19 protein-coding genes and 5 pseudogenes are annotated in these 25,610 nt (G+C 61.0%); 9 read left to right on the top strand and 15 right to left on the bottom strand.

Going from position 1 to position 25,610, the window contains the following annotated elements; genetic code table 11:
• On the top strand, positions 1-413 hold a 413-nt coding region (locus AC628_RS08425), incomplete at its 5' end, for an amidase family protein (RefSeq protein ID WP_245321092.1).
• A 126-nt stretch (positions 414-539) separates the two neighbouring features.
• On the top strand, positions 540-893 hold the full coding sequence (locus tag AC628_RS08420; RefSeq protein ID WP_074126251.1) for a nuclear transport factor 2 family protein: 354 nt from the start codon (positions 540-542) through the stop codon (positions 891-893).
• A gap of 166 nt (positions 894-1,059) precedes the next feature.
• Here the strand turns inward: AC628_RS08420 and AC628_RS08415 are convergent.
• A pseudogene (locus AC628_RS08415) lies at positions 1,060-1,698 on the bottom strand (zinc-binding dehydrogenase); the annotation flags it as partial.
• A 166-nt stretch (positions 1,699-1,864) separates the two neighbouring features.
• Between AC628_RS08415 and AC628_RS08405 the strand changes: the two are divergent.
• From AC628_RS08405 to AC628_RS42660, 3 genes and pseudogenes are all read left to right on the top strand, one after another.
• Positions 1,865-2,422 (top strand): annotated as a pseudogene (locus AC628_RS08405) (TCP-1/cpn60 chaperonin family protein); the annotation flags it as partial.
• A 356-nt stretch (positions 2,423-2,778) separates the two neighbouring features.
• Positions 2,779-3,231 carry a replication initiation protein RepC gene (gene repC, locus AC628_RS46095; RefSeq protein WP_074126249.1) on the top strand — a complete coding sequence of 151 codons (453 nt, stop codon included), beginning with the start codon at positions 2,779-2,781 and terminating at the stop codon, positions 3,229-3,231.
• A gap of 118 nt (positions 3,232-3,349) precedes the next feature.
• Positions 3,350-3,541, top strand: a pseudogene (locus AC628_RS42660) (copper chaperone PCu(A)C domain-containing protein); the annotation flags it as partial.
• A gap of 98 nt (positions 3,542-3,639) precedes the next feature.
• Here the strand turns inward: AC628_RS42660 and AC628_RS08395 are convergent.
• Both AC628_RS08395 and AC628_RS08390 read right to left on the bottom strand, forming a co-directional pair.
• Positions 3,640-3,999 (bottom strand): hypothetical protein, encoded by a 360-nt coding sequence (locus AC628_RS08395; protein ID WP_074126247.1) that lies wholly within the window; start codon positions 3,997-3,999, stop codon positions 3,640-3,642.
• Between the two features lie 36 nt (positions 4,000-4,035).
• Positions 4,036-4,227, bottom strand: coding sequence for a hypothetical protein (locus AC628_RS08390; RefSeq protein WP_074126245.1), 192 nt, complete (start codon positions 4,225-4,227; stop codon positions 4,036-4,038).
• A 1,953-nt stretch (positions 4,228-6,180) separates the two neighbouring features.
• Here AC628_RS08390 and AC628_RS08380 point away from each other — a divergent pair.
• On the top strand, positions 6,181-7,386 hold the full coding sequence (locus AC628_RS08380) for a citrate/2-methylcitrate synthase (protein ID WP_074126243.1): 1,206 nt from the start codon (positions 6,181-6,183) through the stop codon (positions 7,384-7,386).
• Between the two features lie 141 nt (positions 7,387-7,527).
• On the opposite strand, the gene AC628_RS08375 is transcribed toward AC628_RS08380, so the two are convergent.
• The 8 genes from AC628_RS08375 to AC628_RS44725 form a co-directional block, all read right to left on the bottom strand.
• Positions 7,528-9,444 (bottom strand): DUF1302 domain-containing protein, encoded by a 1,917-nt coding sequence (locus AC628_RS08375; protein ID WP_074126241.1) that lies wholly within the window; start codon positions 9,442-9,444, stop codon positions 7,528-7,530.
• A gap of 419 nt (positions 9,445-9,863) precedes the next feature.
• A complete protein-coding gene (locus AC628_RS08365; RefSeq protein ID WP_074126239.1) occupies positions 9,864-10,943 on the bottom strand; it encodes a tartrate dehydrogenase in 1,080 nt (359 codons plus the stop codon).
• A gap of 17 nt (positions 10,944-10,960) precedes the next feature.
• Positions 10,961-11,998 carry a phosphoglycerate dehydrogenase gene (locus AC628_RS08360; RefSeq protein ID WP_074126238.1) on the bottom strand — a complete coding sequence of 346 codons (1,038 nt, stop codon included), beginning with the start codon at positions 11,996-11,998 and terminating at the stop codon, positions 10,961-10,963.
• The gene (locus AC628_RS08355) at positions 11,995-14,088 is read right to left on the bottom strand and encodes a hydantoinase/oxoprolinase family protein (protein ID WP_083632713.1); all 2,094 of its coding nucleotides are present in this window, start codon (positions 14,086-14,088) and stop codon (positions 11,995-11,997) included. Before AC628_RS08355 ends, AC628_RS08360 begins: the two co-directional genes overlap by 4 nt.
• Positions 14,089-14,090: 2 nt before the next feature.
• Positions 14,091-15,740, bottom strand: coding sequence for a hydantoinase B/oxoprolinase family protein (locus AC628_RS08350; RefSeq protein ID WP_074126237.1), 1,650 nt, complete (start codon positions 15,738-15,740; stop codon positions 14,091-14,093).
• Between the two features lie 60 nt (positions 15,741-15,800).
• The gene (locus tag AC628_RS08345) at positions 15,801-16,109 is read right to left on the bottom strand and encodes a DUF4387 domain-containing protein (protein WP_074126236.1); all 309 of its coding nucleotides are present in this window, start codon (positions 16,107-16,109) and stop codon (positions 15,801-15,803) included.
• A gap of 1 nt (position 16,110) precedes the next feature.
• Positions 16,111-16,701, bottom strand: coding sequence for a hypothetical protein (locus AC628_RS44730; protein WP_210190177.1), 591 nt, complete (start codon positions 16,699-16,701; stop codon positions 16,111-16,113).
• Positions 16,694-17,506 (bottom strand): acyclic terpene utilization AtuA family protein, encoded by an 813-nt coding sequence (locus tag AC628_RS44725; protein WP_210190176.1) that lies wholly within the window; start codon positions 17,504-17,506, stop codon positions 16,694-16,696. Before AC628_RS44725 ends, AC628_RS44730 begins: the two co-directional genes overlap by 8 nt.
• 401 nt (positions 17,507-17,907) lie before the next feature.
• Here AC628_RS44725 and AC628_RS08335 point away from each other — a divergent pair, with 401 nt between their 5' ends.
• Both AC628_RS08335 and AC628_RS42035 read left to right on the top strand, forming a co-directional pair.
• Positions 17,908-19,248 carry an MFS transporter gene (locus tag AC628_RS08335; RefSeq protein WP_083632711.1) on the top strand — a complete coding sequence of 447 codons (1,341 nt, stop codon included), beginning with the start codon at positions 17,908-17,910 and terminating at the stop codon, positions 19,246-19,248.
• Between the two features lie 184 nt (positions 19,249-19,432).
• Positions 19,433-20,080: pseudogene (locus tag AC628_RS42035) on the top strand (IS5 family transposase).
• Positions 20,081-20,093: 13 nt separating this feature from the next.
• Here the strand turns inward: AC628_RS42035 and AC628_RS08325 are convergent.
• Complete coding sequence (locus tag AC628_RS08325) at positions 20,094-20,978, bottom strand: SDR family oxidoreductase (RefSeq protein WP_074126235.1); 885 nt, start codon at positions 20,976-20,978, stop codon at positions 20,094-20,096.
• Between the two features lie 135 nt (positions 20,979-21,113).
• Here AC628_RS08325 and AC628_RS42030 point away from each other — a divergent pair.
• A pseudogene (locus tag AC628_RS42030) lies at positions 21,114-21,700 on the top strand (MmyB family transcriptional regulator); the annotation flags it as partial.
• 745 nt (positions 21,701-22,445) lie between these two features.
• On the opposite strand, the gene AC628_RS08310 reads toward AC628_RS42030, so the two are convergent.
• From AC628_RS08310 to AC628_RS08300, 3 genes are read right to left on the bottom strand one after another with little or no spacing between them, the layout of a single operon-like run.
• Positions 22,446-23,624: an MFS transporter gene (locus AC628_RS08310; protein ID WP_074126233.1), complete on the bottom strand. Its 1,179-nt coding sequence runs from the start codon at positions 23,622-23,624 to the stop codon at positions 22,446-22,448.
• Complete coding sequence (locus tag AC628_RS08305; RefSeq protein WP_210190178.1) at positions 23,624-25,021, bottom strand: NAD(P)-binding domain-containing protein; 1,398 nt, start codon at positions 25,019-25,021, stop codon at positions 23,624-23,626. Before AC628_RS08305 ends, AC628_RS08310 begins: the two co-directional genes overlap by 1 nt.
• Before the next feature lie 20 nt (positions 25,022-25,041).
• A complete protein-coding gene (locus AC628_RS08300; RefSeq protein ID WP_074126231.1) occupies positions 25,042-25,359 on the bottom strand; it encodes an ArsR/SmtB family transcription factor in 318 nt (105 codons plus the stop codon).
• Between the last annotated feature and the right edge of the window lie 251 nt (positions 25,360-25,610).

Genomic DNA, 25,610 nt, shown 5'->3' with positions numbered 1-25,610 from the left:
CCGAGCGGCTGCGCGGCATCGCGCTCAGCCATCGCGACTGGGTGATCGCCGACGGCGGCCGCGCGCGGCTGCGCGCGCAATGGCGCGAGCTGTTCAAATCGTTCGACGCAGTGATCTGCCCGATCATGCCGACGCCGGCCTATCCGCACGATCATTCGCCCGATCAGGAGCAGCGCAAGATCCTGATCGACGGCGAGCCGCACGTCTACACCGACCAGCTCGCCTGGCCCGGCATCGCGACCCTGCCCGGTCTGCCCTCGACCGCGATCCCGACCGGCTTTGCGCCCGACGGACTGCCGGTCGGCGTGCAGATCGTCGGCCCCTGGCTGGAGGACCGCACGCCACTCAAGCTCGCCGAGCTGATCGAGCGCGACTTCGGCGGTTTCGTGCCGCCGAAGATGTTCGATGACTAGGGTTCATCAATTGCAATATCCGTCATTGCGAGGAGCGAAGCGACGAAGCAATCCATATCTCGGCGAGCGGAGAGATGGATTGCTTCGCTGCGCTCGCAATGACGGGGGCGAAACGGGAGGAAACCAATGAGCACAGACCTGGAAGAGCTGACCAGGCTCAACAACGACTACGTCGACTCGGTGCAAAACTGCGACGTCAAGCGCTTCGATGAAATCCTGGCGCAGGACTTCTACGCCACCAATCCCGACAAGAGCCTCGTCGATCGCTCAGCCTTCCTGAAGCAGACGGCGATCCCGGTGAAGATCAAGGGCCTGAAGGCCGAGGACGTCAAAATCCGCATTCTCGGCGATTTCGCCATCATCCACGCCCGCACCAGCTATCTCAACGCCGACGGCGAGCAGGCCTATGGCCGCTACACCGATTGCTGGGCGAGGCAGAACGGAAAATGGCTCGCGGTGTCTGCGCACGTCGCTCGGTGAGTCCGACCGCAACCTGAACTGTCGTCCCGGCGCAGGCCGGGACCCATAACCACCGCTACTTGGGATGAGCAAAGAAAGTCGTCCATCGCTGTGCCCAAAGCACGGCCGCGGCGTATGGGTCTCGGCTCCCGTGCGCAATTGTGCACTAGGCCGGGACGACACAATCTCAACTATCGAACATGATCACGCTGCGCAGCGTCTTGCCGGCCTTCATGTTGGCGAAGCCCTCGTTGATCTCAGAAAGCTTCAGCTTGGCCGAGATCCAGTCTTCCAGATGCAGCTTGCCGCGCATGTAGAAGTCGACGAGGCGCGGCATGTCGACGCGGAAGTGGTTGGACCCCATCGACGAGCCTTGGATGCGGCGCTCGCGCAGGAAGTCGAAGCCGTGCAGCTCGATCTTCTGGCCGAACGGGATCATGCCGACGATGGTCGCGGTGCCGCCCGCCGCCAGCATGGCGAAGGCCTGCTCGGCAGTATCCTTGCGGCCGAGCACCTCGAAGGAGTGCTGCACGCCGCCGCCGGTGAGTTCGCGCACCTGCTGCACCACGTCGCCGCGGGCCGGGTCGACGATGTCGGTTGCGCCGAGCTTGGTTGCAAGCTGCAGCTTGGCCGGATTGGTGTCGATCGCGATGATGCGGCCGGCGCCGGCGATCTGTGCGCCGTTGATCGCCGCCATGCCGACGCCGCCGCAGCCGATCACGGCCACGGTCTCGCCGGCGGTCACCTTCGCGGTGTTCACGACGGCGCCGTAGCCGGTGATGACGCCGCAGCCGATCAGCGCGGCGAGATCGAGCGGCATCTCTTCGGTGGCACGAAGCCGCCGAATTCGCGCGCCGCTTCGCGGCTCCTCAGGATGACGGATTGAGAGACTTTACGATGGCGAAATCGCCGAGGATGCGGATTTTGACGTCCTCGGCCTTCAGGCCCTTGATCTTCACCGGGATCGCCGTCTGCTTCAGGAAGGCTGAGCGATCACGCTGGGTCCTAGGGGCCGTAACGTCGTCCTCGACAGGTTCGGGACGCCGCGGATCACCAAAGATGGCGTGACCGTTGCGAAAGAAATCGAGCTTGACGACAGGTTCGAAAATATGGGCGCGCAGCTGGTTAAGGAAATCGCGTCAAAGACATCGTACCTGGCGGGTGACGGCACGACGACGGCAACCGTACTTGCCCAGGCAATCGTCAAGGAGGGGGCCAAGGCTGTAGCCGCGGGCATGAATCCGATGGACGTGAAGCGCGGGGTTGACCTGGCAATCGATGTAGTTGTCGAAGACCTCAAGGAAAAGTCCAGGAAGGTAGCCTCGAGTGAGGAGATTGCTCAGGTTGCCACGATCTCGGCCAACGGCGATACAGAGATCGGCCGGCTGATCGCAAATGCCTTGGAAAAGATTGGCAGCGAGGGCGCCATTACCGTCGAGGAAGCAAAGTCGCTCGAGACGGAGCTTGAGGTGGTGGATGGGATGCAGTTCGATCGTGGCTACATCTCACCCTATTTCATTACCAATGCCGAAGAGATGCTGGTCGAGTTTGCATAAGCGAATTGGGACACGGCCAATCGTGACGCAGGGTTGGCTCTCCAAGTGCGGCCCCAGCTTGTTACGCTGGGGCCGTTTTGATTGCGCGGAACATTTGCGGGGCGCGCGGGACCCTAGGATACAAAGAAAGCGTCGCCGAGCGGCGGTACGATCGCTGGCGACGCTTAGTAGTCACCGGGGTGGATGTGGACAGCTATTCCCCGGGTTACCTCTTGGGCAGCATAAGTCGTGCCAGCGCTTATGTGCCGAGTTGGGGCACCAGAATGTTTTATGGGGTCATGATTCCGGGGCGCTCCCGGGAGAAATCGGGACACTCCGATGGAGTGCCTCGTTTGAGTAATCATCCATAGATGAACTTGGGGCGTAGACTGTCTTTGTCCCATAGGGCCATGCCTCCCCCCGGTGGAAGCCCGTGGAGCAGGCGGCCCCACCTAGCGGACGTAACTAGATGGGGCCGCCGAGCGCAGAACATTTGCGGGGTCATAGATTCGGAAGGGGCGAGCGACGCCATTCTCGCGCTTGCGAGGTGCCGCTGGAGATCAAGAGGCCGCCAACTTCTGCAAATCCCAACCACGACCTGGAAATTCGCCTGCCGACTCCTCGGCCGCGAGCGCGCCGCAAGCGCTGTCGCGCTGATCTTTGAAAAGCACCACGCCGGCGTCATCGAAAATCCGGGCGCCTACCTCAACGGCCTGATCACCCAGGCCGAAAACGGAAATCTCAATTTCGCCTCGTCGCTATTCCACTGGAACAAGCCGCGCAAAAACGCCAGCACTCACCCGAGGAGACAACCTTGGAATTAACCGGCGCTCACAAAAGAACAGGCGGCTGAGGAAGCGACCTCCACCGCCTGCTCCGTCGTGACCGAGCAGGTCACTCATTGCGAACGTCATCCCCGCTGAGTCAGTCGAAAATGACCCGATGATGATGGATCTAAAGCAACCGCTGAAGCGGGGCGATAAGGTCCGGTCACGCTCGAGTTCGAAAAAGGCGGCAAGGCGGCGATCTCCCTCGATGTCGAGGGCGTCGGCGCGCCGGACCGGCGGGCGGCTCAAGTATGGGCGCAAGATGCAGATGAAGAAGATGCCCGATCATTCCGGCATGAAGATGTGAAAACTAGGAGGCCTCACCGGCTTCGCCAGCAGCAGGTGATCCGCGAAGGTCAGGTATTGGCCCCCTTCGCGACACCGGGGCGCCGTTGGGCGAACGGCTCAAGCTTCCCGACTGAAGCCGTCCGCCGCCAGCGTGATCTTGTGCGCGGTATGGTCAATGGTGATGCAGTTTATCCTTGCCGGCGCGCCGCTGGTCCTGAAGAACAGTTTGTGGCCGAGCTTTAGCTCGGCGTCGATGCGGTGGTGCCCTTTGATAAGCATGCCGTCGCGGTTGGTCTCGCCGACTTCAATGCCGGCTTCGTTTACGATTGTTCGGATCATAGCTTCGTTCACGATTTTTTGGATCATTTCGCCTCTGCGTTTCAGCGCAGCCGCCACGGTGCGCAGTCTATCCAACCTTATGCTGGCCCCCGCGTTCCAATCGTGGGCCAGCAAGTCCTCAGCGAAGCGAACCGTCACCGCGGCATTGTGGTCGTCGCTGGCGTGGGACGCCGACTATAGGCGGAGGGCTTGCACGGCCCCGGCCTCGCCTGACATGGCACGCTGCGGACTACCGAACTGGTCTATCATGATCCATTCGCGGTCAAGTGTCGGCTCATAGAGATCGAAGCCGTCAGGGCTGGAAGCGACGACCGGCATCTCCGGATCGAGCTTCTTTAGCTCATCTATCAGGTCTTTGACTTTCATGGGCTTGCTCGTTGCTGGAATGCGCCGCTGTGCCGGAGCGCTCCAAGACCTCGGCCATGATGGCCTCGCAGTCCTGCGTCGTCAGGTACAGCAGCAATAGCTCAGCCCTCAGCGCGGCGGCATGAGTTTGACAATGGCCCGCGGGCAGGGAGTGCATCGCTGATTTTCGGCATCAGCGCCTCCAGTCCAACGCACCGGCCTTATTGACGTTCCTCTCAGCCGTTCTCGCTTCGGTTATTCCCGTTTCGCCGCGCTCGGCTGCGACCGCGACTTCCGGTCTTGGTCCAAAGCTGCTGATCGGCTTGCTCGGCATTTACGTCGACTGCTGGAGGGGCACCAGACCAGCTCGCCGAGCTGGGGCATGACCGAGTGTGACCCAACGCGGACGCGAAGTCCTCCTCGACGCGCGCTTTCGTGTGATTGAACAATCGAGGCTCGCAGAACGCGTTTCGACGCACGGCGTTTCACCGATGGCATTGCTCGTCCCTGTTCGGCCGAGCCGTCTGTGTTGTCCAAGGCGGCTCAACGTCGCGGTTCTTTGCCATGCTCGGCACCCGGAACGATTGACGGTGTGCGCTCCTCTAATTCCCGGAGCCGTTCGATTTGCGTTTTAAGGCTCTCCGGTTGGTCTGGCTCAGGCTTCAGCGCCGCCCGCAGTCTCTCGCCAATTGCCTTAGCAATTGCTCGGCTGTGTTTGTGGTCTATGTCAATGCTGTGGGCCATAACGAACCCTCTTGAGGAAACTGCGCCTGCCCCTCCCGCAGCTTCTCCGCCTTCGAACACGGCTGCCCTTCCTAAATGAAACTGGAGACCGCCGGTTTTGGTTATCTGCGCGAGCGCTTGTTTTTGAGAACAGCGGGTCCCTGCAGTAGGACCTTTGGCTATCCGCGACAATGCGCCGTGTAGTTGACGGCGAGCGACGGTCTCATGCATCCAAGTCGCGCCGAGGCGCTTCGTTCCTGATCTCCTTGCCATTACGGCGGATAGTTCCGGCTTGCTGCCCACCACCCCCATTCCAGATGTTGTCGCGACCTAGACGGCCTTCGGCGCCAACGGCGGCGGCGGTGTACGGCTCGTCGGGGCTGCGCCTGCTCTGGCGTCCCAGCCTGACCACAGGTGTCGTGGGCTCACGCGCTGGACTTCAGTCCGGGTCATGGAGGTCGGGCTTTGGGCCCATCGCGACAAATCTCACACGCCCCGAGGAGGTCCGCTCTTGGGGGCAGAGCCGACTAGATTTGCTCGCCGCAGGTATTGCGGATCTTGAGAAATAGGCTCAGCTATCAATAAGCGACATTCGGTTGGTGCGAAGAAAAGGCACGGGTCTCGGCGACCACCGCTCGGCATCCGCGAGCGCCCTTCGCGCCGATTACCTAGCGAATGCAATCGAACGAGATCGTGCCCCAGCGTGGAAAAGCGTAGTTTTGGTGCCCAGGGAGGGAAACATACGGACTCACCGACACGACGAGCCGTTGTTTATCCTTAGCATGGTGGCGTGAGCGCTTGGCATTGGCGAGGCCGAGGTCACCATCGCCGATTGCGTGGCCACGGCGTTGGTCGAGTTCGCGTATCCGTTCTATGGCGTAATGCTCCCTGCCGACTGCCCTATCTCCAATGGTATTTGCAGATGAGTGCGCGAGCGCCGACGCAGCCGCTGAAGCACCCGTGTGATATGTTGGCGCTTGCGCGGGTCCTCCTGAACAGACACAGATTTTCATTAGCAAATTGGGCGACGGGGCTGGGTCGGGCGTAACGACCGCGATGTCGAAGCGTTCCATCGAACGTTCGATCATACGTTTAGCGGCGAGGACAGCGGGCACGCTGGGGCGGGTCCGCGCGCTTGAGCGCATGGCCGAAGCCGAAGACAACGCACAAGAGCCTCATGACGAAGCCAGGGACGTCAAGATTGACGCTATTTCGTCAATATGATTAGTCTGGCATAAGAGGAACACCATCATGCCGCTAGAGTATTGGACGGCGAAGCAGTCAGCCGACTTCCTGGGAATCCGCCCGGCGAGCCTTTATGCCTATGTCAGCAGGAAGGGCATACGCTCCGTGGCTGTGCCAGGCACGCGCGAGCATCGTTACCTGCGCTCGGATATTGAAGGGGTGCGTAAGCGCAAGGGGCGAACTGTGCCGTCGGATGACGGCATGGAGCTGAAAAGTGCCATTACGCTGATTACCGAGGACGGCCCCTATTACCGCGGGCAATCGGCCTCGAAGCTCGCACACTCCGCCACGATCGAGACCGTGGCAGCATTGCTCTGGGATGTTGATGAAGCCGTCTTTGACGAGGAGCCGCCAGCAGCCGATCCTGCGATTGCGGAATTGAACAGGCATCTCGTCGGAGCGCCGGCCATGCACCGGGCCTTAGCGCTGTTTCCGTTTCTGGAAGAGTCGACCCCCCGTGCCTTCGACCTTTCGCGTGAAGGAATGGCGTTGACGGGAACTCACATCATGCGGTGGCTTGCGGCAATTATGCTCCGCCAGTCTGCGGCGCGTTCCGAGCCCATTCATGCCCAATTCGGCAAAGCGCTCAATCTCAACGAGAGACTTAGCGAGCTTCTGCGCAGGCTGCTTGTGCTATCCGCCGACCACGGCTTTGAGGAGGCCACCTATGCCGTGCGCTATGTCGCGAGCACGGGTGTTACTCCGTGGAGGATTGTCGCAACGGGGCTTTCCGTCACCACCGGCAGAGCTAGCAAATTTGGGCGCAACGATGCCGTGCGTCGACTGCTGGCCGAGATTGTCGCAAGCCGCGACGGAACGCAGCCCGTCCTGGAACGCATCAAGGGTAACGAGGATATTCCGGGATTCGCCAGCGTCGTTTACCCCAAGGGAGATCCTCGCGCGCGCGCACTTCTGGACCATTGCGATGAAGTCATGGCCGGCGACAAGGAGTACAAAATGCTGAAGCGTGCACTGCAGACCGCAAACGAATACAAGGGGCTGCAGCCGAACTTCGCCCTGGCAACGCTTTTTGCGGATATGAAGTTCAGGAGCGCTAGGAAGAGCAGGACGCAGAACGCCGATTTCTCGGAAACACCCTTCATCGTGGGCCGCACAGCCGGCTGGATCGCGCATGCCATCGAGCAGTACGCCCTTGGTGAAACCGGCCGCCGCACCGTCGATTACCGCGGCCTCTTGCCGATGCCCGCCTGATCGACGACGCGATTGGTTGCGAGCCGGGTCAGACAGCTGCCGCAAGATCGGGACGACCGGACGCTTCCTTCAGTTGTCGCATCGCTGCGGGAATTCTGCCCGGCGTCAGGCTCTGATGAGGGTCTTGCGGATTGCGCCGTGCTAGAACACCGCACCGATTGCAAAGGAAGCGATCGAGCGGTCGATCAACGTGTTGTAGTCACCGCCCCAAACGGGAGAGTAGGAGAGCTCGATATAAAGCGTCTTCTTGTAGTCGAGCCTTAGGTCCAGAATTGCCTGGTTTCGACCCTGATTGATCGCGCCATCATAGGACCAGCCTTTCAGGTCCGCGCGATAGGTGATTGAGGGTGTAAGATCGAAGTCTGAGCCCCAGATGTTCTTGTAGAGCAGCGCAAACCGGGCCGCGACGCCCCAGGCATCCGGAGTTACGAACCCGTTGTTGGCGCACCCCACGGGCATTTTGTTCGAGCAGACCCCATTGATGGCGGCCTGACCGTAGGTCTCGGAGCGACCGAAGCGCAGATAGTCGAGACCTGGCAGGTCGAAGACGTGCTTAAGCGAGCTCTGCGCGATGAACGTCGCAGTATCCGCGCCGAGCACATTCTTGAATCTCTGCAGGACCCCGACGTCGCTTTGCAGCGTTTTGAACTGCTCATAACCGCTGACGTAGCCGCCCGGCCCAATATTCCTGAACTTGTCGAACATACCCGGCATGACCGTGTTCGTCGCCAGAATGCCGGGGGTCTTCCAGCTGTTCACTTCCAGCACTGTGATGTCGGACAGATTGTAAGAAACTGGTTGGTTGAACCGGAACGTCTCTTCACCAAAGAAAGTGGTGCCAGTCGCCCTCGCATTGGTCTTCCAGTCAAATGCGAGGGTATCGATCCCCTTGACGTATTCGTCATAGTAGACCGGGTTCGTGGCCGCAGCACCTGGGTTGACCGAGAGTGGAACGAAAAGCGTCTTGTTGGTCAGAGGATCAAGCTTCGACGCAAAGCCCGAAGCCACCGGTTGGCGCCAGTCTGTCTTGGTGTAGTACAGGGAAACGTCTGTCGCGATCGGCGTGATGGTGTAACCTGCACCTACACCGAATTGACCATGGTCGGCAGGATCTGGCATCGGAATCCGGGCAAAGTACTTGCCCGCGGCGATCAGGCCAGCCGAGTTGCCCGGGCCTGAGCCGATCGTGGCAAAATTGCACCCTGGCGCGATGAAATTGGAAGTCGAGAAGAAGGTGCCGCAAGGATCGATAACGCTGTGGACGAATTCAGCTTGCCAAAACCCTTCCAGACGCAAGTCAGGAGTGACGTTCGTCTTCAGGAATAGCGCAGGGGAAGCGATCGTTGCGGTATTGGGAATGAAGTCTGGACGGAAAGCCGTGGGTGCCGGCACCTCCGCGCTCTCGAGCCCAATCGTCGTGCGGTGGAAATCCGCGAAGTTGTACGCGTTCACCGAGCTCGCAAGCCCTCCCGGGATTGCTGAACGCTGCCCCCAGGGGATGATCTGGTAGCCTGCCTTGACGAGGCTCGGCAGCCCTGCGAGATCAAAGTTCGCATAGCCATAGGCCTCCTGAAAATTGGCGCCGGAAAATTTCGCCAGGGCGTCAAATCCGAGATCGCTGAGAGGCGCTCCCGGCTTGTATCCGTTCGGCCCGTTTCCGAAGAGCGCGGGAGCATACATTTGCGTGAAATCGGTCCACGCCTTTGCCTCGACAAACACTCCGAAGCGATTAGCATAGTTGAAATCCGCGCTCAGGATGCCCTTGAGTTGGCTCGAGACGGGATCGCCCTTCGCATAATTGAGATCACCGTCAGAACCTCCGCGCGATCCAGGGGGCACGTTGTTCGGTTTGCCGGCATTGGAGTTGCTCAAGGTCGTCGTTAGCGTCGGGTTCCTGTCGTCCGTCCGATAGCTCTGCCCGAAGGTGAGAGCTCCATGAGTCGTGACGTCGATTTCTCCGATGTTGAATTGTTCCGCCCGGGCCTGCCCGTGCCAGAGCACAAAACCAAATACCAACGCCGAATGGATTAGAAATCCACGCTTCGCATCGCCCCGCATAACATTCCCCCTAGCGGCTCCACCTGGAATTTTTTTGTTCGAGTCCGTCGTTCTTGACACAATCAATACATACGCGAGTTACGTGATCAAGATTGACGTCTTTTCGTCAATGTCAGCCCCAGGGGACACGCATTCGCTGAGGCGCGAGGAAGCTGCTCGCACGTGGCGGCTCATTGAATCATTGAGCGCGGGGTTCCACGGATTGCGGATGAGAAGCGAGTGAGGGCCTAGAAAGCGCCTCAGGGCGTATCCTTGGGACGGCTCGGCTTGGAAACGATTGAGGTCGGTTGAGCGAGCCTTCCCAGCAAGCTCCAGGTACGCGACCTCTTGACGATCCAGGCGAGCGTCGCTCTGGCCAGAACCAACCGTCGGTTAGCGAACCAGGAAGCAGTCGAAGCTGCGCCGGGAGGCGCCGTCCTTCACCCCAGGGCGCGCGCGATCTCTCTGCCGCAAGCAATCGTGTCGGCCGTTCCACCGAGATCCTGCGTACGCAATCTCGAATCCGACAGCACGATCTCTATGGCCTGAACAATCCCTTTGGCGGCTTCGCTCTCGCCCAGATGATCCAGCATCATCGCTGCAGACCAGATCTGCCCGACCGGATTTGCGATGCCCAGGCCGGCAATATCGGGAGCAGAGCCATGAACCGGTTCGAAGAGCGACGGAAATCGGCGCTCGGGATTGATACTGCCGGATGGGGCGATTCCGATTGTACCGGTACATGCCGGACCGAGGTCCGACAGGATGTCGCCAAACAAATTGGACGCAACGACCACGTCGAACCGATCCGGATTCAATACGAAATGCGCCGTCAGAATGTCGATGTGGTATTGATCGGATCTGACGTCGGGGAAGTCTTTCGCGATTGTCTGCAGGCGCTCGTCCCAATACGGCATCGTGATGCAGATTCCGTTTGATTTGGTCGCCGACGTCAGGTGCTTGTCGGCGCGACTGCGCGCCAGTTCGAAGGCAAAGCGCAGGATGCGGTCGACGCCAATTCGGGTCATGATGGTTTCCTGAAGAACCATTTCTCGATCGGTCCCGGGAAACATTCGGCCGCCGATCGAGGAGTACTCGCCCTCGGTATTTTCGCGCACAACCAGGAAATCGATGTCCCCGGGTTTGCGATTCGCCAGAGGCGACGGTACGCCCGGCATCAAACGCACCGGCCTGACATTGGCGAATTGGTCGAATTCCCGGCGAAGCTGGATCAGCGAGCCCCACAGCGATACGTGGTCAGGAACAAGTGCCGGCCAACCGACCGCTCCAAAGAAGATCGCGTCATGACCGCCGATTTGTGACTTCCAGTCCTGCGGCATCATCACCTTGTGCTTCAGGAAGTAGTCGCAGGAGGCGAAGTCGAAATGATCAAATCTCAGTCGAAAATCGAATTTGGCCGCTGCAGCTTCGAGCACGCGCAAGCCTTCCGGAACGACTTCCCTGCCGATGCCGTCGCCCGGAATGACCGCTACTCGATAGCTTCGGTTCGTGGAGCGCATCTATTTCGATCTCGTGACTAAGAGGCGTTCTCGTGCGCGACTGCGCTCTGCCGCCCGTCCGCGACGACGCAGGAGGCCGGTGGTGTATCGCCGCCAAGGACAGCAACGACGCACTCCGCTGCCACTCGATTTGTGCGGCCCAGTCCGTCAGTTGTAGATGCGCCGACATGGGGCGTCGCCACGACATTTGGGAGGCTAATCAGTTCGCGAGTCACTTCGAGGTAGCTCGGATCAGATTCACTGACGAAGACGTCCAGCCCGGCTCCGGCCAATCGCTTTTCTTTCAGAGCGGCAAGAAGATCGCGGTCCTCGACCAAGCCTCCCCTGGCGGCGTTGATAAGGAAAGACGTAGGCTTCATGTGCCGGATCGTCTCTTCCCGGGCCAGAAATCTCGTCGTCGGTGTCAACGGCGCATGGATCGTCAGATAATCACTGTGTGCAAAGATCGCGGCAAGGTCGACGTATTCGACGGCTCCCTCAGCCGCGAGCACCTTGTCGCAGACCTCGTCATAGGCAAGCACCCTCGCCTCAAAGCCCTTCAATCGCCGGACCACGCCGCGGCCGATCCGCCCCAAGCCGACGACCCCGACCGTTTTCCGGTATAAATCAGTCCCGAGCGGAATGGCCCATGATCCTGCCTCCAGCCCCGCTTGGCACTCGCGGAAGCGTCGAGCTACAGCTATCATCAGGCCGATCGTTAGATCGGCAACGGTCGCATCGTTCGCGCCAGCGGCAATTGTGGCAACACGGCCGAGGTCACGCACCGCATCAAGGTCGATGCGCTCGTATCCGACGCCGCGCCGCGAGACCACCTGAAGATCGGGAAGCGCTGCAAGCAGTTCGCGCGTCACCCACGCATGACCAACGATCCAGCCGGAGGCCCCCTGTAGGAGCCGCACCATTGTCTCGAGCGGCAGGTCACCGTCGCCCTGCCCAGGTGGAAGATCGGCTAGAACGGCCTCGCAACCATTCGCGGCAAGATAATCGATCGTTTCGGCGTCGAAGAACCGTTGGGTTACGACAACCTTGTGCTTGCCGGCTTGAAGGGTGTTCATGTGGCGACGGTCTCATAAGAGATGTCGACCACGAGGTTCGCCTTGGCGTCGACTGAGGCCACGCAATCCGGTCCGATCGTGAATGTGGTTTCGCGCTCCTCGAATATTGCGGGCCCTTGCACGACGTCACCGCACTTCAGCGCGTAGCGGTCATAAACCGTGGCAGACAAGGGGCCAAAGCCCGGAAAGTCCACGATTCGCTCGCCCCGTTCTGGAGGAGACTCGACCGAGGAATAGGCAAGGCTGAGTTCCTGAGGGGATCGGGACGCGTTCAAGCGCCAGCTGACCACCTCAACTGGCACGCCTTCGGCGACGTGATCGAACAGGGCGGCGTAGGTCGTGTTAAATCGACGCCGGATATCATCCATGTGCTCGCTTCCCAACGGACCGGGAGGCAACGTTACGGTGATCTCGAAACCTTGCCCGATGTAGCGCATGTCCGCCTGCCACTCGATTTGAAGGGCTCCCGGATCCGACTCACCGGAATCCAGCAATGATCGAGCACGACGTTCCATTTCCAAGAAGAGCCGATTGACGTGCTCCCAATCGACGCGATCAAGCCTGACAAGGTAGCTGCGGGACTCCTCTACCGCGGGTGCTGTCACGAGGAACCCGAAGGCGGAAATGACGCCAGCCCCCATCGGCACGATCACCCGTGGCACTTTCAAGAGCTTGGCGAGCCCATAGGCATGAACCGGTCCCGCGCCCCCAAAAGCGAGCATCGTGTACTTCTGGGGATCTTTTCCGCGTTCCGCGAGATGCATGCGCGCCGCTGCGGCCATGCTGTCGTTCACAATGCTTTGGATTCCTCGGGCGGCGCGGTCCACACTGATGCCAAGAGGATGAGCCAGCTTGCCCGACATGGCGCTGCGGGCCGCATCTAGGTGTAGCTCCATCTCGCCCCCCAGAAAGAACTCTGGATCCAGATAGCCCAACAAGAGATCGGCATCCGTGACTGTCGGCTCGGTACCGCCCTGGCCGTATGCGACCGGCCCGGGGAACGAGGCTGCGCTACGCGGGCCCACCTTCATGAGACCCATCGCGTTGACGCTCGCGATCGATCCGCCGCCCGAACCGATTTCGATCATGTCGACGACCGTCACCTTCAGGGGTAAGCCGGATCCTGGCTTGAATCGTTCGAGACGGCCCGCCTCGAAGTCGTGTCTGACGTGGGGCCTTCCATGCTCGATGAGACACAGCTTGGCAGTTGTCCCGCCCATATCGAAGGATATGACGTTGTGCTCTTTCGCATGGCGCGCGAAGTAGGACGCGGCCATCGCGCCGGCGGCGGGTCCAGACTCGATGAGACGAACCGGAAACCGCTTCGCTTCGTCTAACGTCGTCAGGCCTCCTCCCGATAGCATGATCAACAGATCACCTTCGAAGCCGATGGCAAGGAGATCGCCGGCGAGGCTTTCCAGGTAGTCGTGAACGCGAGGCTGAACGTAGGCGTTTACGCACGCCGTGTTGGTCCGCTCGTACTCCCTGATTTCAGGAGCGACCGCCGAAGAAATTGTCACGAGAAGGTTGGGAAACAGACCCCGCACGATCTCGAGCGCTCGCAGCTCGTGAGCCGGGTTGCGATAGGCATTCATGAAGGCGATCGCGAGCGCCTCGATCTCCTGCTCGCGAACGAGGTATTCGACCTCGCGCTCCAATACTCTCTCATCGAGCGGCTGCCATTCGCTGCCATCTGCAAGAATCCTTCCGGGTACCCCACGGCGCCGCTGACGCGGCACAATCACCGGAATCGGAGGCTGAAACAGATTGTTGACGTCGTAACGGGTCTCGCGCCCCATCTCCAGCACGTCAGTCATTCCCTTCGTGCCAATCAAACCCACCCTGGCACCCGTACGCTCCAGCACCGTATTCGTGATCAGAGTGGTGCCGTGCACAATGCTCCGGATTTGCCTGGCCTCCGTCCGCGTCTCCCGCAGCAAGCGGTGGATGCCCTCGATGATGGCACGGCCGGGCTTCTCATGGGTCGTCAGGAGCTTCGCCGTACGCGTGATGCCACGATGCCCATCGTGGAACACGAAGTCCGTGAATGTGCCACCAACGTCGACGCCGATTCTAGCAGTCCTCATCATCGTCAGCCCACTCCACCGAGCTCAAAACCGTAATCGCGATGAGCACCGTCAGCCGTGATCTTTCCTTCGATCAGGTCGCGTTCGATATCGCCCGCCGCGCGCTCGCTTGGTGGACCAAACCCTCCGCCGCCGGCAAAATGAAACGCGATCCTCGCTCCGGGAGCCAACTTGGTGCGGGATTTCAGGCCCACACTCTTCGATCCATCAATCTGCGCGAGAGCGCAGGCGCCTGGACGTCCTCCCTCGATACCAAGCGCCGGATGGCGCTCGCGGTCACCCAAGATGATCACTGAGATCGGCTTGCTTGACGTGTTTTGGACTTCGCAAACCTGGCCTAGACCGCCTCGAAACCGACCTGCGCCTCCGGAATCAGGCCTGAGCTCTTTTCGCAAGAACAGGAGCGGCGACACGGCCTCGAGCGCCTCAAGGCTTCCGGCGCCGGAATTGGTCGGGAATGCCGTGGTCGACAGGCCATCGGTTGAGGCCGACGCCCCCATTCCAGCGCTGGCAAAAAGAATCGTCGAGAATGGTTCGCCTCGTCCGTCTTCGCCGGCGAACATCACGCGCAGCGCCGGCGCACCACCGCTGTCGGCAATGATCCTGTCTGGCAGCACGCCGGCAAGCGCCTGATAGATTGCGCAGCTCAGCAGGTGGCCGGACAGATGCCGCGCCGCAACGGCGGCCGGGAAACGGGCGTTGATGATCGTCCCCTCCGGCGCGGTCACCGTGATGGGACGGTACGATCCCTCGTTCCGCGGCGTATGAGGATCAAGCAAACATTTCAGCGGGTAGATCGAATAAGCCTGGGTATAGTTGAGCGTGCAGTTCGTCATATGGCCGTTCTGTGGAGAGCTTCCCTCATAATCGACCACCATGCTGTCGCCTTCGACTGCGACGCGGCATGCAATATGCGTCGGATGCCCCTCGATGCCGTCAGCGTCGATTGCTGAGCGATAGGTCCCGTCGGGCAGGCTGCGGATGGCCGTGCGCATGGCGCTTTCCGAGCAGCCGAGAATTTGCCGCGACAGCGCGACGAAGTCGGTGAGACCGCATTCCTTCAAGAGGTCGACGGCACGCCTGCGACAGACGGCGTTTGCAGTGACTTGCGCTTCGAGGTCGCCCCGCACCAATTGCGGCAGTCTCACGTTGTTGAGGAACAGCTCAAGCATTCCCTCGTTGCGGTCTCCGGCGCGGTAAAGATGCATCGGAGGGATGTGGACCCCCTCCTCATAGATGTCCCGTCCGCCGGCGCTGCCGCCGATATCCGGCGTGTGAGCAGCGGTCCCAGAGAAGGCGACTAACTGCCCGCGATAAAAGATCGGCGTAACCATCGCGATGTCGGGCAGATGACCCGTCCCGATCCAGGGATTGTTGGTGATGACGCAATCCCCTTCCCGCCAAGTCTCCGGCGGGAACTTCTTGAGGAAATGCCGTGCGGTCCGCCCGAGCAGACCAGCAAACGCAGGGATGCCTCCACTGCATTCGGCCAACGTCTCTCCACGGACGTTCATCAGGCACGTGGCGTAGTCGTTCGACTCCCTGATGATTGGAGAAAAGGCGGTGCGGAGCAGCGCAGTCGCGGCCTCGTCCGCAACCGCGATCAGCCTGCTCCACAATATTTCCAGCGTGATTGCATCGAATTCTTGGGACATTGTTCTATGATTCCTCCCTGAGCTCCACTACAGAGCTCGCCGAAAAGAGCGGCCAAGAGCTCAATCGAGATCGATATCGAGCAGTCGCGCGAATTGCTGCCCGGAGTGAAGGTCGCGCTCGACGATTCCGCCCTGCGGCTGAGCGCGAGGACAGGAAATCTTCAACACATTGAGCGATTTGACCGGAAATTTCTTCAGCAGCGCCGGATCCGTGCCGAAGAGCCTGGCAAATAGAGGAGGCCCCAGCGCCTGGCTTTCCGCGTACCTGTCGAAATTCTGCGCACCGTCGAAGAAGAAGTCGAAGGTGACCCAGAACGGCCCCGCCTGTTTCGAGCGAACATGGCGGCAAACATCCTTGACCTTCACCATCTCAGCGGCCTCCAACCAATGACAAATCGATCCATTCCGTTCTGACCAACGCCATTGGATCGTCCACCTCGACGACATGGTTCAGCTTGAATTCATAGACTTGCCCCCGGGGTATCTCGGCCGGACTAAATGGGAACCCGTAGCTTGGCAGTTCCTTTCGTTCGACATTGGGAAAGTGAAAGAAATACGGATTGCAGGCCCTGGCGATCTGATTGGCCAGCTCCTGGGTACTCGCGGTCGCAACGAACATCACCGCGATTTCGCGGGGCGCGGCGGTCCCGGCCGGCACCTGTTCACCGGTCACCCCATTCCAGCCGTACATGCGCAGCGAGATGTTGAAGTCTCCCAGGATCTCCGGGGGAATTGACCGCTGGGTGCGTTTATTGAGCGCGTCGAGCAACCGATCGTGAAAGCCACCGACGTCGTTAAGCACATCCGGATCCTGGATGCCGATCAACATGATCGTCTGGTATTTGCCTCCACCGGCACCTTCCAGCTTCAACGTGTAAGGCCACGGCTCCCAGCGCGAACCGACCACCTCGACAATGCGATCGTCGCGCTGTCGATACTCGGCTGCGCTGACATCAAGCACCCCCGCCTGGTTCAATCAGGCGGAAAGGATCGCTGTTCTCGTAAAGCATGTGCGCGGAGACGCTGTGCACGCTGCATGTGTTGTCGGCTGATAGCGGCTCCACAAAAAACCGGTCCCGGCCAACTCGCAGCAAAGCGCCGCTGCCGCGCAACGGCTCGACAGTGCATTGGCTGCCACATTCCCCGGTCTTGCCGGCATGCCAGGCGGGTCCCCAGCCTGCACCTTTCATGATGGGGTAGCAGGCCAGCACCGCTGTATCTGTCGATCTGCCGCCCACAATGATATCTGCGCCCTGCTCGAGCGCCGCAATGAAGGGCTCGACGCCCATCGCTGCCACGATGTGATCACACTGGTCGATAGTCTCATCGTCGAGAGGACCGACCGGTGGCAGGGGACGGATCTTTCCGGCCGCCGACAACGACCTGACCGCGTCTTTGGCTTGCTCTGAATAGAGCATCGCAATCTTGGGCTTCATGCCGAGTTCGGCCGCCACCTCGAGAACGATGTCCCTCGTCCAGTTGACGTTGAGGTCGCCGCCCGCCTGCCCGGATGTTCCAATGACGAGCGGAATGCGCGCGTCCCGCTGCGCAGCCATGAGGACAGTCAGGTCTCGCTTCACCGAATGATAGTTGTTCTTTGACTCGCCCTTGGCGAGGTAGGCGGCTCCGCTGTCGGTCGAACCGGCGTCTGACGCGATCACGTGGGCGCCGCGGGCAAGGCCATACTCAATCTCACTTTCCCGCACGCCAGCACCCAAGGAGCCAACAGGTACAAGCACGTTCACCGTGTCTGATTCATCTTTCATCAATCTCCCCTTCGCCGAACGCCCAACAACGCCAGGCTACAGTGCTCCTTTAGCGAGTTAGATACTCTCAATCAATATTGATGGTATTTCGTCAATATCGGTGGGCGATGGATTCAGAAGGTGATGCGCCTAAATAGGCGTGGGACCTCTGCCGCGTAAAGCGAGCCACGATCAGCAGTTGCGGCCTTGGAGAGCTGGAGGTGCGGACACGATGGGCTTGCCTGCTACACCCAATCTTTCAAAGCCTCACTAGGCGAATGCAAGCTGGCGTTTTGCTGCCGGCTTAGGCCGGGCCGCTTCGCCCGCCGCTTGTTCTTCGGGATGTTGATCGAAAACCATCAAGATTGACCGAAGACCGTCCCACCTTCTACTGACGTCCGAAAACGCCAGGGAGAAACCGTTTGACCACTACGCTAACGTCCGGCAACGCCGGAGCTCGAGCGGCGACCATCGCACAACGACCTACATTCGACGCGTGGTGGACTTTAGCCGTCGTATTCGCATTGTTTGTCTGCGCGTATATTGATCGCTTTGTCATCGCGATGATTGCACCGGACATAAAAGCCGGCCTTCATCTGAGCGACTTCCAATTGGGCATGGTTCTTGGGCCAGCTTTTGGCGTATCCTATGCCATCTTCGGGATCCCGCTGAGTTGGGTCGCAGATCACTACTCCCGCCGCATGGTGATCTTGTTCGGCGCCCTTACGTTCGCTGCTGCTACGGCCCTATCTGCCGTCGCAGGTTCATTTTGGACACTACTGCTTGGCTGGATCTTCGTGGGAATCGGCGAATCGTCGCTGTCGCCGTCCGCCCTGTCATTATTGGCGGAGAAATTTCCGCGCGAGCGACTTACGACGGCGATCGCCATCTTCTCGATGGGGCCAAAGCTCGGCCAAGTTGCGGCCTTTTCGCTGGCCGGTTTGGCGATTTCATACGCGACGACCCTGCTGGCTGGGACTTCAGGGTTGCAATCGTTCGAGCCCTGGCGCGCCGTATTGGTGGCAGCGGCGGTGCCGTCCCTAATCGTTGGCCTCTTGCCGCTGACTTTCGCTGAGCCCAACCGGCAGCTCGCGCGCCCTAACAACCCTTCCGGCGGCGGGGCCCTCCGCTTTCTCGTTCAGGAACGGCGCCTGTTCATCCCGATGCTGCTCGGCTTTAGCGCCATGTTGATCTGCGGGCAGAGCCTAATCTCCTGGGTGCCGTCCTTCATTGGCCGAGAATATCATCTGGCCCCCTCAAGCTACGGCCCCATCCTAAGCGGGATCAGCCTTGCCGGCGCACTGACTCTCGTCTTCAAAGGGCTATTGATGGATTGGTTCTTTGGCCGCGGCATCAAGGACATCCATTTGCGCTTCTACAGCTGGCTCCTGATCGCGACCTTGCCGGCATGCGTCGCCGTCTTTTTGGTCAAGAACGTCACCATTTTCTTTGTGCTCTATTCTCTTGTCGGAGTCGTCACCATTCCATCCATTGCCTACGCGTCGGTCGCTATTCAAATGGTCGCTCCAGCGAGAATCAGAGCACAGGTGTTTGCAATTTTTTCGATTCCTCTCATCGTCATCGGCGGATTGGGGCCTCCGCTCGTCGGCGCAATGACAGACTACATCTTCCAGGATGAGGCAAAGTTGGGCTGGTCTCTCGCCCTACTGGTGAGCACGACAGTGCCGGCGTGCTTGATTTGCCTTCGCATCGCGCTGCCCGGATTGAAGCGCGCAGTTCTCGCCACGGAGCAGCGTACCTAGCCAAAAGAATAGCGGCGCTCGCGATCTGGCTCAGCGCACTAAGGCCGGAATAATAGAGATCGAATTTGGCGGCCGTCGGGTGCGCGTTGACCGGGATGTCGGCGAAGAGGCGCTCCGGCGGCCGATGACGCCGACTTGCGACGCGCAAAGCAAGCTTCCGAAGTAATTGAAAGGGGGATCAGCCTTGATTCGACTGATGTTGAGCGATGCGCAATGGGAACGGATTGCGCCCGAGCTGTAAAGTCGGTGACCCCGGCGGCAGCGGGTGTGACAACCGACTCTTTATCGAAGCTGTGCTTTGCATTGCGCGAACGGGCTCGCCGTGGCGCGATCTGCCGGAAGCGTTCGGCAAGTAGTTCACGGCGCATACTCGCTTCTGGCGATGGGCGCTGAAGGGCGTTTGCGAACGGGTTTTCAAGGCGCTCTGCGATGATCCCGATTTCGAATATGTCCTCATCGACGGCACACTCGTTCGGGTCCACATGGCACCGGCGCAAAAGGGGGATTCAAAATCAGGCCATAGGCCGCTCGCGTGGCGGCCTGACGACCAAGATCGTGGCCCTGGTCGACGCCCTCGGCAATCTCATTCGCTTCGTCCTGTTGCCTGGGCAGCGTCACGACAGCAAACGCGGCGCCGCAGCGGTCATCCCGTCTAAGGCCGACCAGGCTGGGCGCATTCCCCATGATGCCGAGTGTACAAATGGCGCCATCTGATCGAAAACTACTTCTGCCTCTCAAGGCATTCCGACGCATCGCAACCCGCTACGAAAAGACCGACGCCTGCTTTGCCGGATTCCTCAATCTCGTCGCGCTTTCTCTTGCCTGCCGGTGACTGTAAACAGGGCTTAGAAGTACCCCGGCTGGCTGATGTCGGCGATCAAGCCAATCCCGGTGGGCGTCCAACCTAGCCGCTGCTGCGTCAAGGCGCTGGAGGCCGGCATGTCCAAGCCGGCGAACATCGCCAGCGGCCCGTAAAAATCGCCCGCCTCTTCTTTCTTGATCGAGACGACCGGCACGTTCAAGGCGCGGCCGATCACCTCGATGACCTCGCGCATGGGGACGCCCTCTTCGCCAACGGCGTGGTAGATTCCGTCTGCCGTGCCCTTCTCCAATGCGAGCCGGTACAGGCGGGCGACATCCTGCCTGTGCGCCGCAGCCCAGCGTTCGGCGCCTTCGTCGACATAGGCGGCGGCGCCTTTCTTGCGCGCCAGTTCAACCAAATAGGAGATCAAGCCGGCCCTCCCGGGCGCTCCGTGAACTTGCGGCAGGCGTATCGCCATCGCGCGCACGCCGCGCGCGGCATAGGCCAAGCCGGCCTGCTCGGACACGCGCGGGACATGCGGGCTGGAATCACGCCGCATATGCTCGGTAATCACGACTTTTGGCGCGATCAGGCCCGTGCCCGAGGTGACGATGAAAGGCTTGTTCGTGCCTGCCAGCACTTCGCCCATGACCTCGATGGCAGTCTTATCGATCGCGCCATTCTCCGCGAATTTCGAGAAATCATGGATGAAGGCCAGATGGATCACGCCGTCCGAGTCCCTTGCGCCACTCTTCAGACTTTCGAGGTCCTGCAACGAGCCGCGATGGACTTCCGCGCCCGGCTTCTCGAGCGTCCGGACGTCGTCCGCGGAGCGTGCGAGGCCGACGACCTGATGACCGTTTGCGATCAGTTCTCTTGTGGTTTCGGTGCCGATGAATCCAGCGGCGCCGGTGACGAAGACGCGCATGAAAGGCAACTCCCTGCTCAAGATGGCGGGATATTGCTAAGTTGCTCATTCGGGTAAAGTAGTGAGATTATACAGATATAAGCGCTAACAGGATGACCGACGCAAACCCGCTCGGGGCCTATCTGAAGGATCGCAGCGCCGTGGGATGTAATCGCCTGGAACAGGGCCGCCGCGGCGGTCCTCACCGACTACAGCACACTGCCGGACGGGCAGCGCAATGTCCTGCGCCTGATTTTCCGCGACAGCCGCGTACGGGCAGCGCAGTCCAACTGGCGGAGCGTTGCGCGCTACCTGGTGGCGTCGTTCCGCGCCGACGTGGCGCGCGCCGGCGCGGCGCGCAACGTGCAATCACTGGTGGACGAACTCTGCGCGACGAGCCCTGATTCGCGGCGATGTGGCGTGACAACGATGTGCAAGGCCATGGCGATGGCGTGAAAGTCCTGCATCATCCCGTCGCCGGACCGCTCTCGATGGAATTTTTGGCTTTCGCCGTCGATGGCCGGCCCGATCTCAACATGGTGATCTACAATCCTGCAACGTCCGCGGATGCCGACAGGATCCGCGCGCTGCTGAGGTCCTCTGCCGAAGAAGGCTCGAGTCGCCCCGACGCATCCGGTCACAGCCGCAACGAAACGTCCGCGGTATGTTGGCAGGCTGAAGAAAAAGACCCCATAGGCAACGGCGCAACTTCCGTTTGGGCACGAGCCGCCGATCCGCTTTGACATTGACAACGGAACAAGAGATGCCAACTAGGCGCCCCGCTAAATTTTGTCCGCCGATTCCTCGGCCGCGCCTGAAACGCCTCAACCATTCACGGATCCGCGAAGCGAGCCTCCGGAATGATCTGCAATGAGATTTATCGCGGCGTCATCGGTTTGGAACCGCGTCGGCAAGATCCGCAATCCGCAGACGGGCCGCAAGGTATCCCACATCAACCGGTGGCTGTGGGGACGGAGAGAAATTCGCGAGCGCTCTTCTCGCTGAGCATCGATCGAACGCAATCGTACAAGATCGTCCGGCAGCGTGGAAAAGCGCAGTTTTGGTGCCCAGGGAGGGAATCATACGCAACCCCCGACAGGACGAACTGCTGTTTGTCCTTCGTATGGTGGCGTGAGCGCTTGGCATTGGTGGCGGTGGTCCGCTACGCGCTATTCCAATTTTGGTGAATGGCGCTCAAAACGCGAAAGGCGCCCCACTGGGTCGCCTGCGCCCATTTCGCAAGAATCGGTGGTGCGGGCGCTCGCAACACCCGATTCTTGCAATTGGTAGAACGGCAAATCCCAAGCTTGTTGCCTAATAAAATCAGGTATTTACACCCACTTGGGCAGGAAGCGAGCCGCGGCGATCTGGCTCGGGTACCCTGCACCTGCCTGTTGGCAGGTGCGGGCGGAGCGATTGGCAACACCGCCAAAAAACTTCTCGGTTCAGCAGTGAAAGCATTACTTCAGCGCGGCGAGAGAGGGCGTTTTACTCGGCCGCCGCAGATGAGGGCAAAACCTCGGTGCGTGCTTGCGGCAGCAGGATCAAAGCGAACAACGCCGAAAGACTGAGCCCCGCCGAAACCACGACGACGCCCCGGCCCATCGGCTCGATCAGCAGCCCGAAGCCAAGAGGCGCGAGCGCCTGGCATATTCGGGACGGCGCGCCGATCAGCCCCAACCGGTACGCATAGTTTTTGGGTCCGAAGATCGCGAGCGGCAGCGTTCCGCGCGCGATCGTGAGAATTCCGTTGCCGGCGCCGTGCAGCAACGCGAAGGCTGCTGCTGCGCCGCCGCCGAACAGACCGATGACACAGGCACCGATCGGATGCGTGAGGCAAGCGAGGCGCGTCGAGACGAGCGGGTGGAACCGGTTCAATAGGCTCGCTTGCACGATCCGGGCGGCGACCTGGGCCGGCCCGATCATCATGCCGGCGAAGACGGCCTGCGCCGGCGTCGCTCCGAACGCTTCGACGATGCGCGGCAGATGCGCCGCCATCGCCGAGGTCACCGTCCAGGCGGCGGCGAACGCGAACGAGAGCAGCACCATGATCCGGTCGATCGGGATGTGCGGTTTGACGGTCGAGCCCTCCGACGCCGGGGGTCGCTCCGTCCGCGGCAACATGAGATTCAGCGGCAGTCCGATCACGATGTGGGCTATCGCCCACCCGAAACAAGTTTCCCGCCAACCGACCGTCTGAAGCCCCAGCGAGCTCAGGGGCCACCCCACCGTGCTGGCGAAACCGGCGATGAGCGTGATGCCGGTGATCGCTCCCCGCGCGTCACTGCCGTAGATGCGCCCCAGCGTGCCGAATGCGGCGTCGTAGAGACCGAGACCCATGCCGATGCCGAGCAGCAACCAGGTCATCGACATCGTCCAGACCGACATCGATGCGCCGAGGAGCGCGAGCCCCGCGGCAAAAACGACGTTCGAGGCGCAGAGCACGTGCCGCCCGCCGACGCGGTCGATCTGGCGCCCAACACGCGGACCAAGCAATCCGGAGACCACCAGCGACGCCGAGAACGCCGCGAAGAACCAGTTGCTCGATATCCCGAGATCGCGCGCGATCGGGCCGGCAAGGATCGCGGGCAGGTAGTAGCTCGATCCCCATGCAAGCGTCTGGGCGGCGCCCAGTGCCGCGATGACTCCCAGTCTCCCTCGATCCATCAGGAGCACCCGCAGCCAGGTTTCCCCGCCGCCTTGGCCGACGCGTCATCGGCCCAGCAGGCGCCCACGCTGGCGGGAGCCGGGCCGCCGCAGCACCCGGCCGCGGGAGTGCCGCTCTCGACGCCGCCACGTGTGCAGACGCCGGTTTCGGGAAGTTCGAGCTCCAGCCGTTCGGCGGCTTCCTTGTCGCCGGCGATGTCGGCCGCGATCGAGCGGACCTGCTCGTAGCCCGTGATCATCAGGAAGGTCGGCGCCCGCCCGTAGGACTTCATCCCCGCGAGATAGAAGCCGCGGTCGTCGTGCTCCAATTCGCGCGCGCCGTGGGGGCGTACGGTCCCGCAGGAGTGTTCGTTCGGATCAATGAGCGGCGCGAGCGCGACCGGCGCTTCGATCGCCGGATCAAGACGGAGCCGGATCTCGCTCAGAAATGAGAAGTCCGGGCGAAAGCCGGTCGCGACCACCAGCTCGTCCGCGACGATACTGCGTCCGCAGCAGGCGGTTGAGGTTGCGATCCGGAGCCGTCCATCCGTTTGCGAGACGGCGGCGACAGGAAAGCCGGCTTCGACCTGAACTTGTCCGGATGCGACGAGGGACGCTAAGTGGGCACCGAGCTCCCCGCGGGCAGCCAGCTTGTCGTTCACTCCGCCGCCGAAGGACTTCTCGGGATTGCCGCCGCGAAGCAGCCAAACCGGGCGAGTACCGGGTGCCTGCCGCGCCAACGTCGCCAGGTCCGCCAAGGTGCCGATCGCGGAATGGCCCGCACCGAGCACGGCGACCGTTTTGCCGGCGTAGCGCGCACGATCCCTGCCGAGCACGTCTGGCATGCCGTAGGCGATCTTCGGCTGCGCCTCGCGTTCGCCGATCGCCCGCAGGCCGCCGGCGCCGGCGGGATTCGGCGAAGCCCACGTTCCGGAAGCATCGATCACGGCGTCCGCGCGCAACGTCTCCGGACCCTTGCCGTTCCGGTAACGGATCTCGAAGGGTACTGCCTCACGGCCCTTGGTCTTCGCCTTGTCGAAGCCGGCGCGCCCGACGGCAATGACGCGACTCGATGTACGGATCGCGTCGCGCAGCGCGGTCCGGGTCGCCAGCGGCTCGATGTACCGATCGAGAAGTTCGGCCCCGGTCGGGTAGACTGCCGGGTCAGGCGAATTCCAGCCCGTCGGCGCCAGCAGCCGTGCGGCCGCCTTGTCGACATTGTACTCCCAGGGCGAGAAGAGCTGTACGTGCTGCCACTGCCGGACGGAGTGACCGGCCTCCGGGCCGGATTCCAGCACGACCGGCGTCATGCCTCGATCGAGAACATGCGCGGCGGCCGCTAAACCGACAGGGCCAGCACCGATAATCGCAACCGTCTTTCTTGCGCTCACTGCTTTCTCCCATCCTTCTAGGATCATCGAATGACTGGACAAAAAAATCAGGCTGCCGTCTGGGCCATCTTGCATTCGGCCTCGTCGGCGCAGCACTCGGCGACCAGAAAATCTACCAGCCCTCGCATCGTGTCGTATTCGGCATGACAAATGAGCGTGGTGCCCTCCCGCACCTGAGAGATCAGGCCTACCGAAACCAGCGCCTTGACGTGATGCGACAGGGTCGAGGCCGGAATTTTCAAGCGTTCCTGCAGGCGCCCAACCGGCATGCCGGCGTGGCCCGCTCGAACCAGGGCGCGATAGATCTTGAGCCTGGTCGAATTACCCAGTGCTTCAAGGCGTGCCGCTGCATCGTCGATCTTCATGGTTAGTGACTATGCGCCTGTTCAAATCCCGCCGTCAAACCATATTTCTAGAATATTCGAAATATTGCCCTTGCCTGTCGTGGGCCGCTTCCCCAGGATTTCAGGATTGACGCCGGCTGGAGCCCGCCCTGCCCCTTCCGTTCGGATCCGGCGTGATCAAGAGATAGAGACCGCCGCCGGTCGCGTCAGAGATTTTGGTAGCTCGCCACGCACCCTTCTCAAACTTCGGCTTGGCGGCGCGGCAGTCGACG

Source organism: Bradyrhizobium sp. NAS96.2 (genome assembly GCF_001908235.1).
In the GTDB taxonomy this organism is placed as follows: domain Bacteria; phylum Pseudomonadota; class Alphaproteobacteria; order Rhizobiales; family Xanthobacteraceae; genus Bradyrhizobium.
This window is presented reverse-complemented; position numbering and strand designations above follow the sequence as displayed.

Excerpts from the sequence above, each read along its gene's own strand:
- AC628_RS08300 (WP_074126231.1), bottom strand. The coding sequence starts at position 25,359 with ATGAAGATCGACGATGCAGCGGCACGCCTTGAAGCACTGGGTAATTCG.
- AC628_RS08325 (WP_074126235.1), bottom strand. The coding sequence starts at position 20,978 with ATGCGCGTCTTCGTCACCGGCGCCGCTGGATTCATCGGCACCGAAACC.
- AC628_RS08375 (WP_074126241.1), bottom strand. The coding sequence starts at position 9,444 with ATGCGGGGCGATGCGAAGCGTGGATTTCTAATCCATTCGGCGTTGGTA.
- AC628_RS44725 (WP_210190176.1), bottom strand. The coding sequence starts at position 17,506 with ATGAAAGATGAATCAGACACGGTGAACGTGCTTGTACCTGTTGGCTCC.
- AC628_RS08350 (WP_074126237.1), bottom strand. The coding sequence starts at position 15,740 with ATGTCCCAAGAATTCGATGCAATCACGCTGGAAATATTGTGGAGCAGG.
- AC628_RS08360 (WP_074126238.1), bottom strand. The coding sequence starts at position 11,998 with ATGAACACCCTTCAAGCCGGCAAGCACAAGGTTGTCGTAACCCAACGG.
- AC628_RS08310 (WP_074126233.1), bottom strand. The coding sequence starts at position 23,624 with ATGGATCGAGGGAGACTGGGAGTCATCGCGGCACTGGGCGCCGCCCAG.
- AC628_RS08420 (WP_074126251.1), top strand. The coding sequence starts at position 540 with ATGAGCACAGACCTGGAAGAGCTGACCAGGCTCAACAACGACTACGTC.
- AC628_RS08305 (WP_210190178.1), bottom strand. The coding sequence starts at position 25,021 with ATGATCCTAGAAGGATGGGAGAAAGCAGTGAGCGCAAGAAAGACGGTT.
- AC628_RS08345 (WP_074126236.1), bottom strand. The coding sequence starts at position 16,109 with ATGGTGAAGGTCAAGGATGTTTGCCGCCATGTTCGCTCGAAACAGGCG.
- repC (WP_074126249.1), top strand. The coding sequence starts at position 2,779 with ATGAACTTGGGGCGTAGACTGTCTTTGTCCCATAGGGCCATGCCTCCC.
- AC628_RS08390 (WP_074126245.1), bottom strand. The coding sequence starts at position 4,227 with ATGAAAGTCAAAGACCTGATAGATGAGCTAAAGAAGCTCGATCCGGAG.
- AC628_RS08365 (WP_074126239.1), bottom strand. The coding sequence starts at position 10,943 with ATGCGCTCCACGAACCGAAGCTATCGAGTAGCGGTCATTCCGGGCGAC.
- AC628_RS08355 (WP_083632713.1), bottom strand. The coding sequence starts at position 14,088 with ATGATGAGGACTGCTAGAATCGGCGTCGACGTTGGTGGCACATTCACG.
- AC628_RS08380 (WP_074126243.1), top strand. The coding sequence starts at position 6,181 with ATGCCGCTAGAGTATTGGACGGCGAAGCAGTCAGCCGACTTCCTGGGA.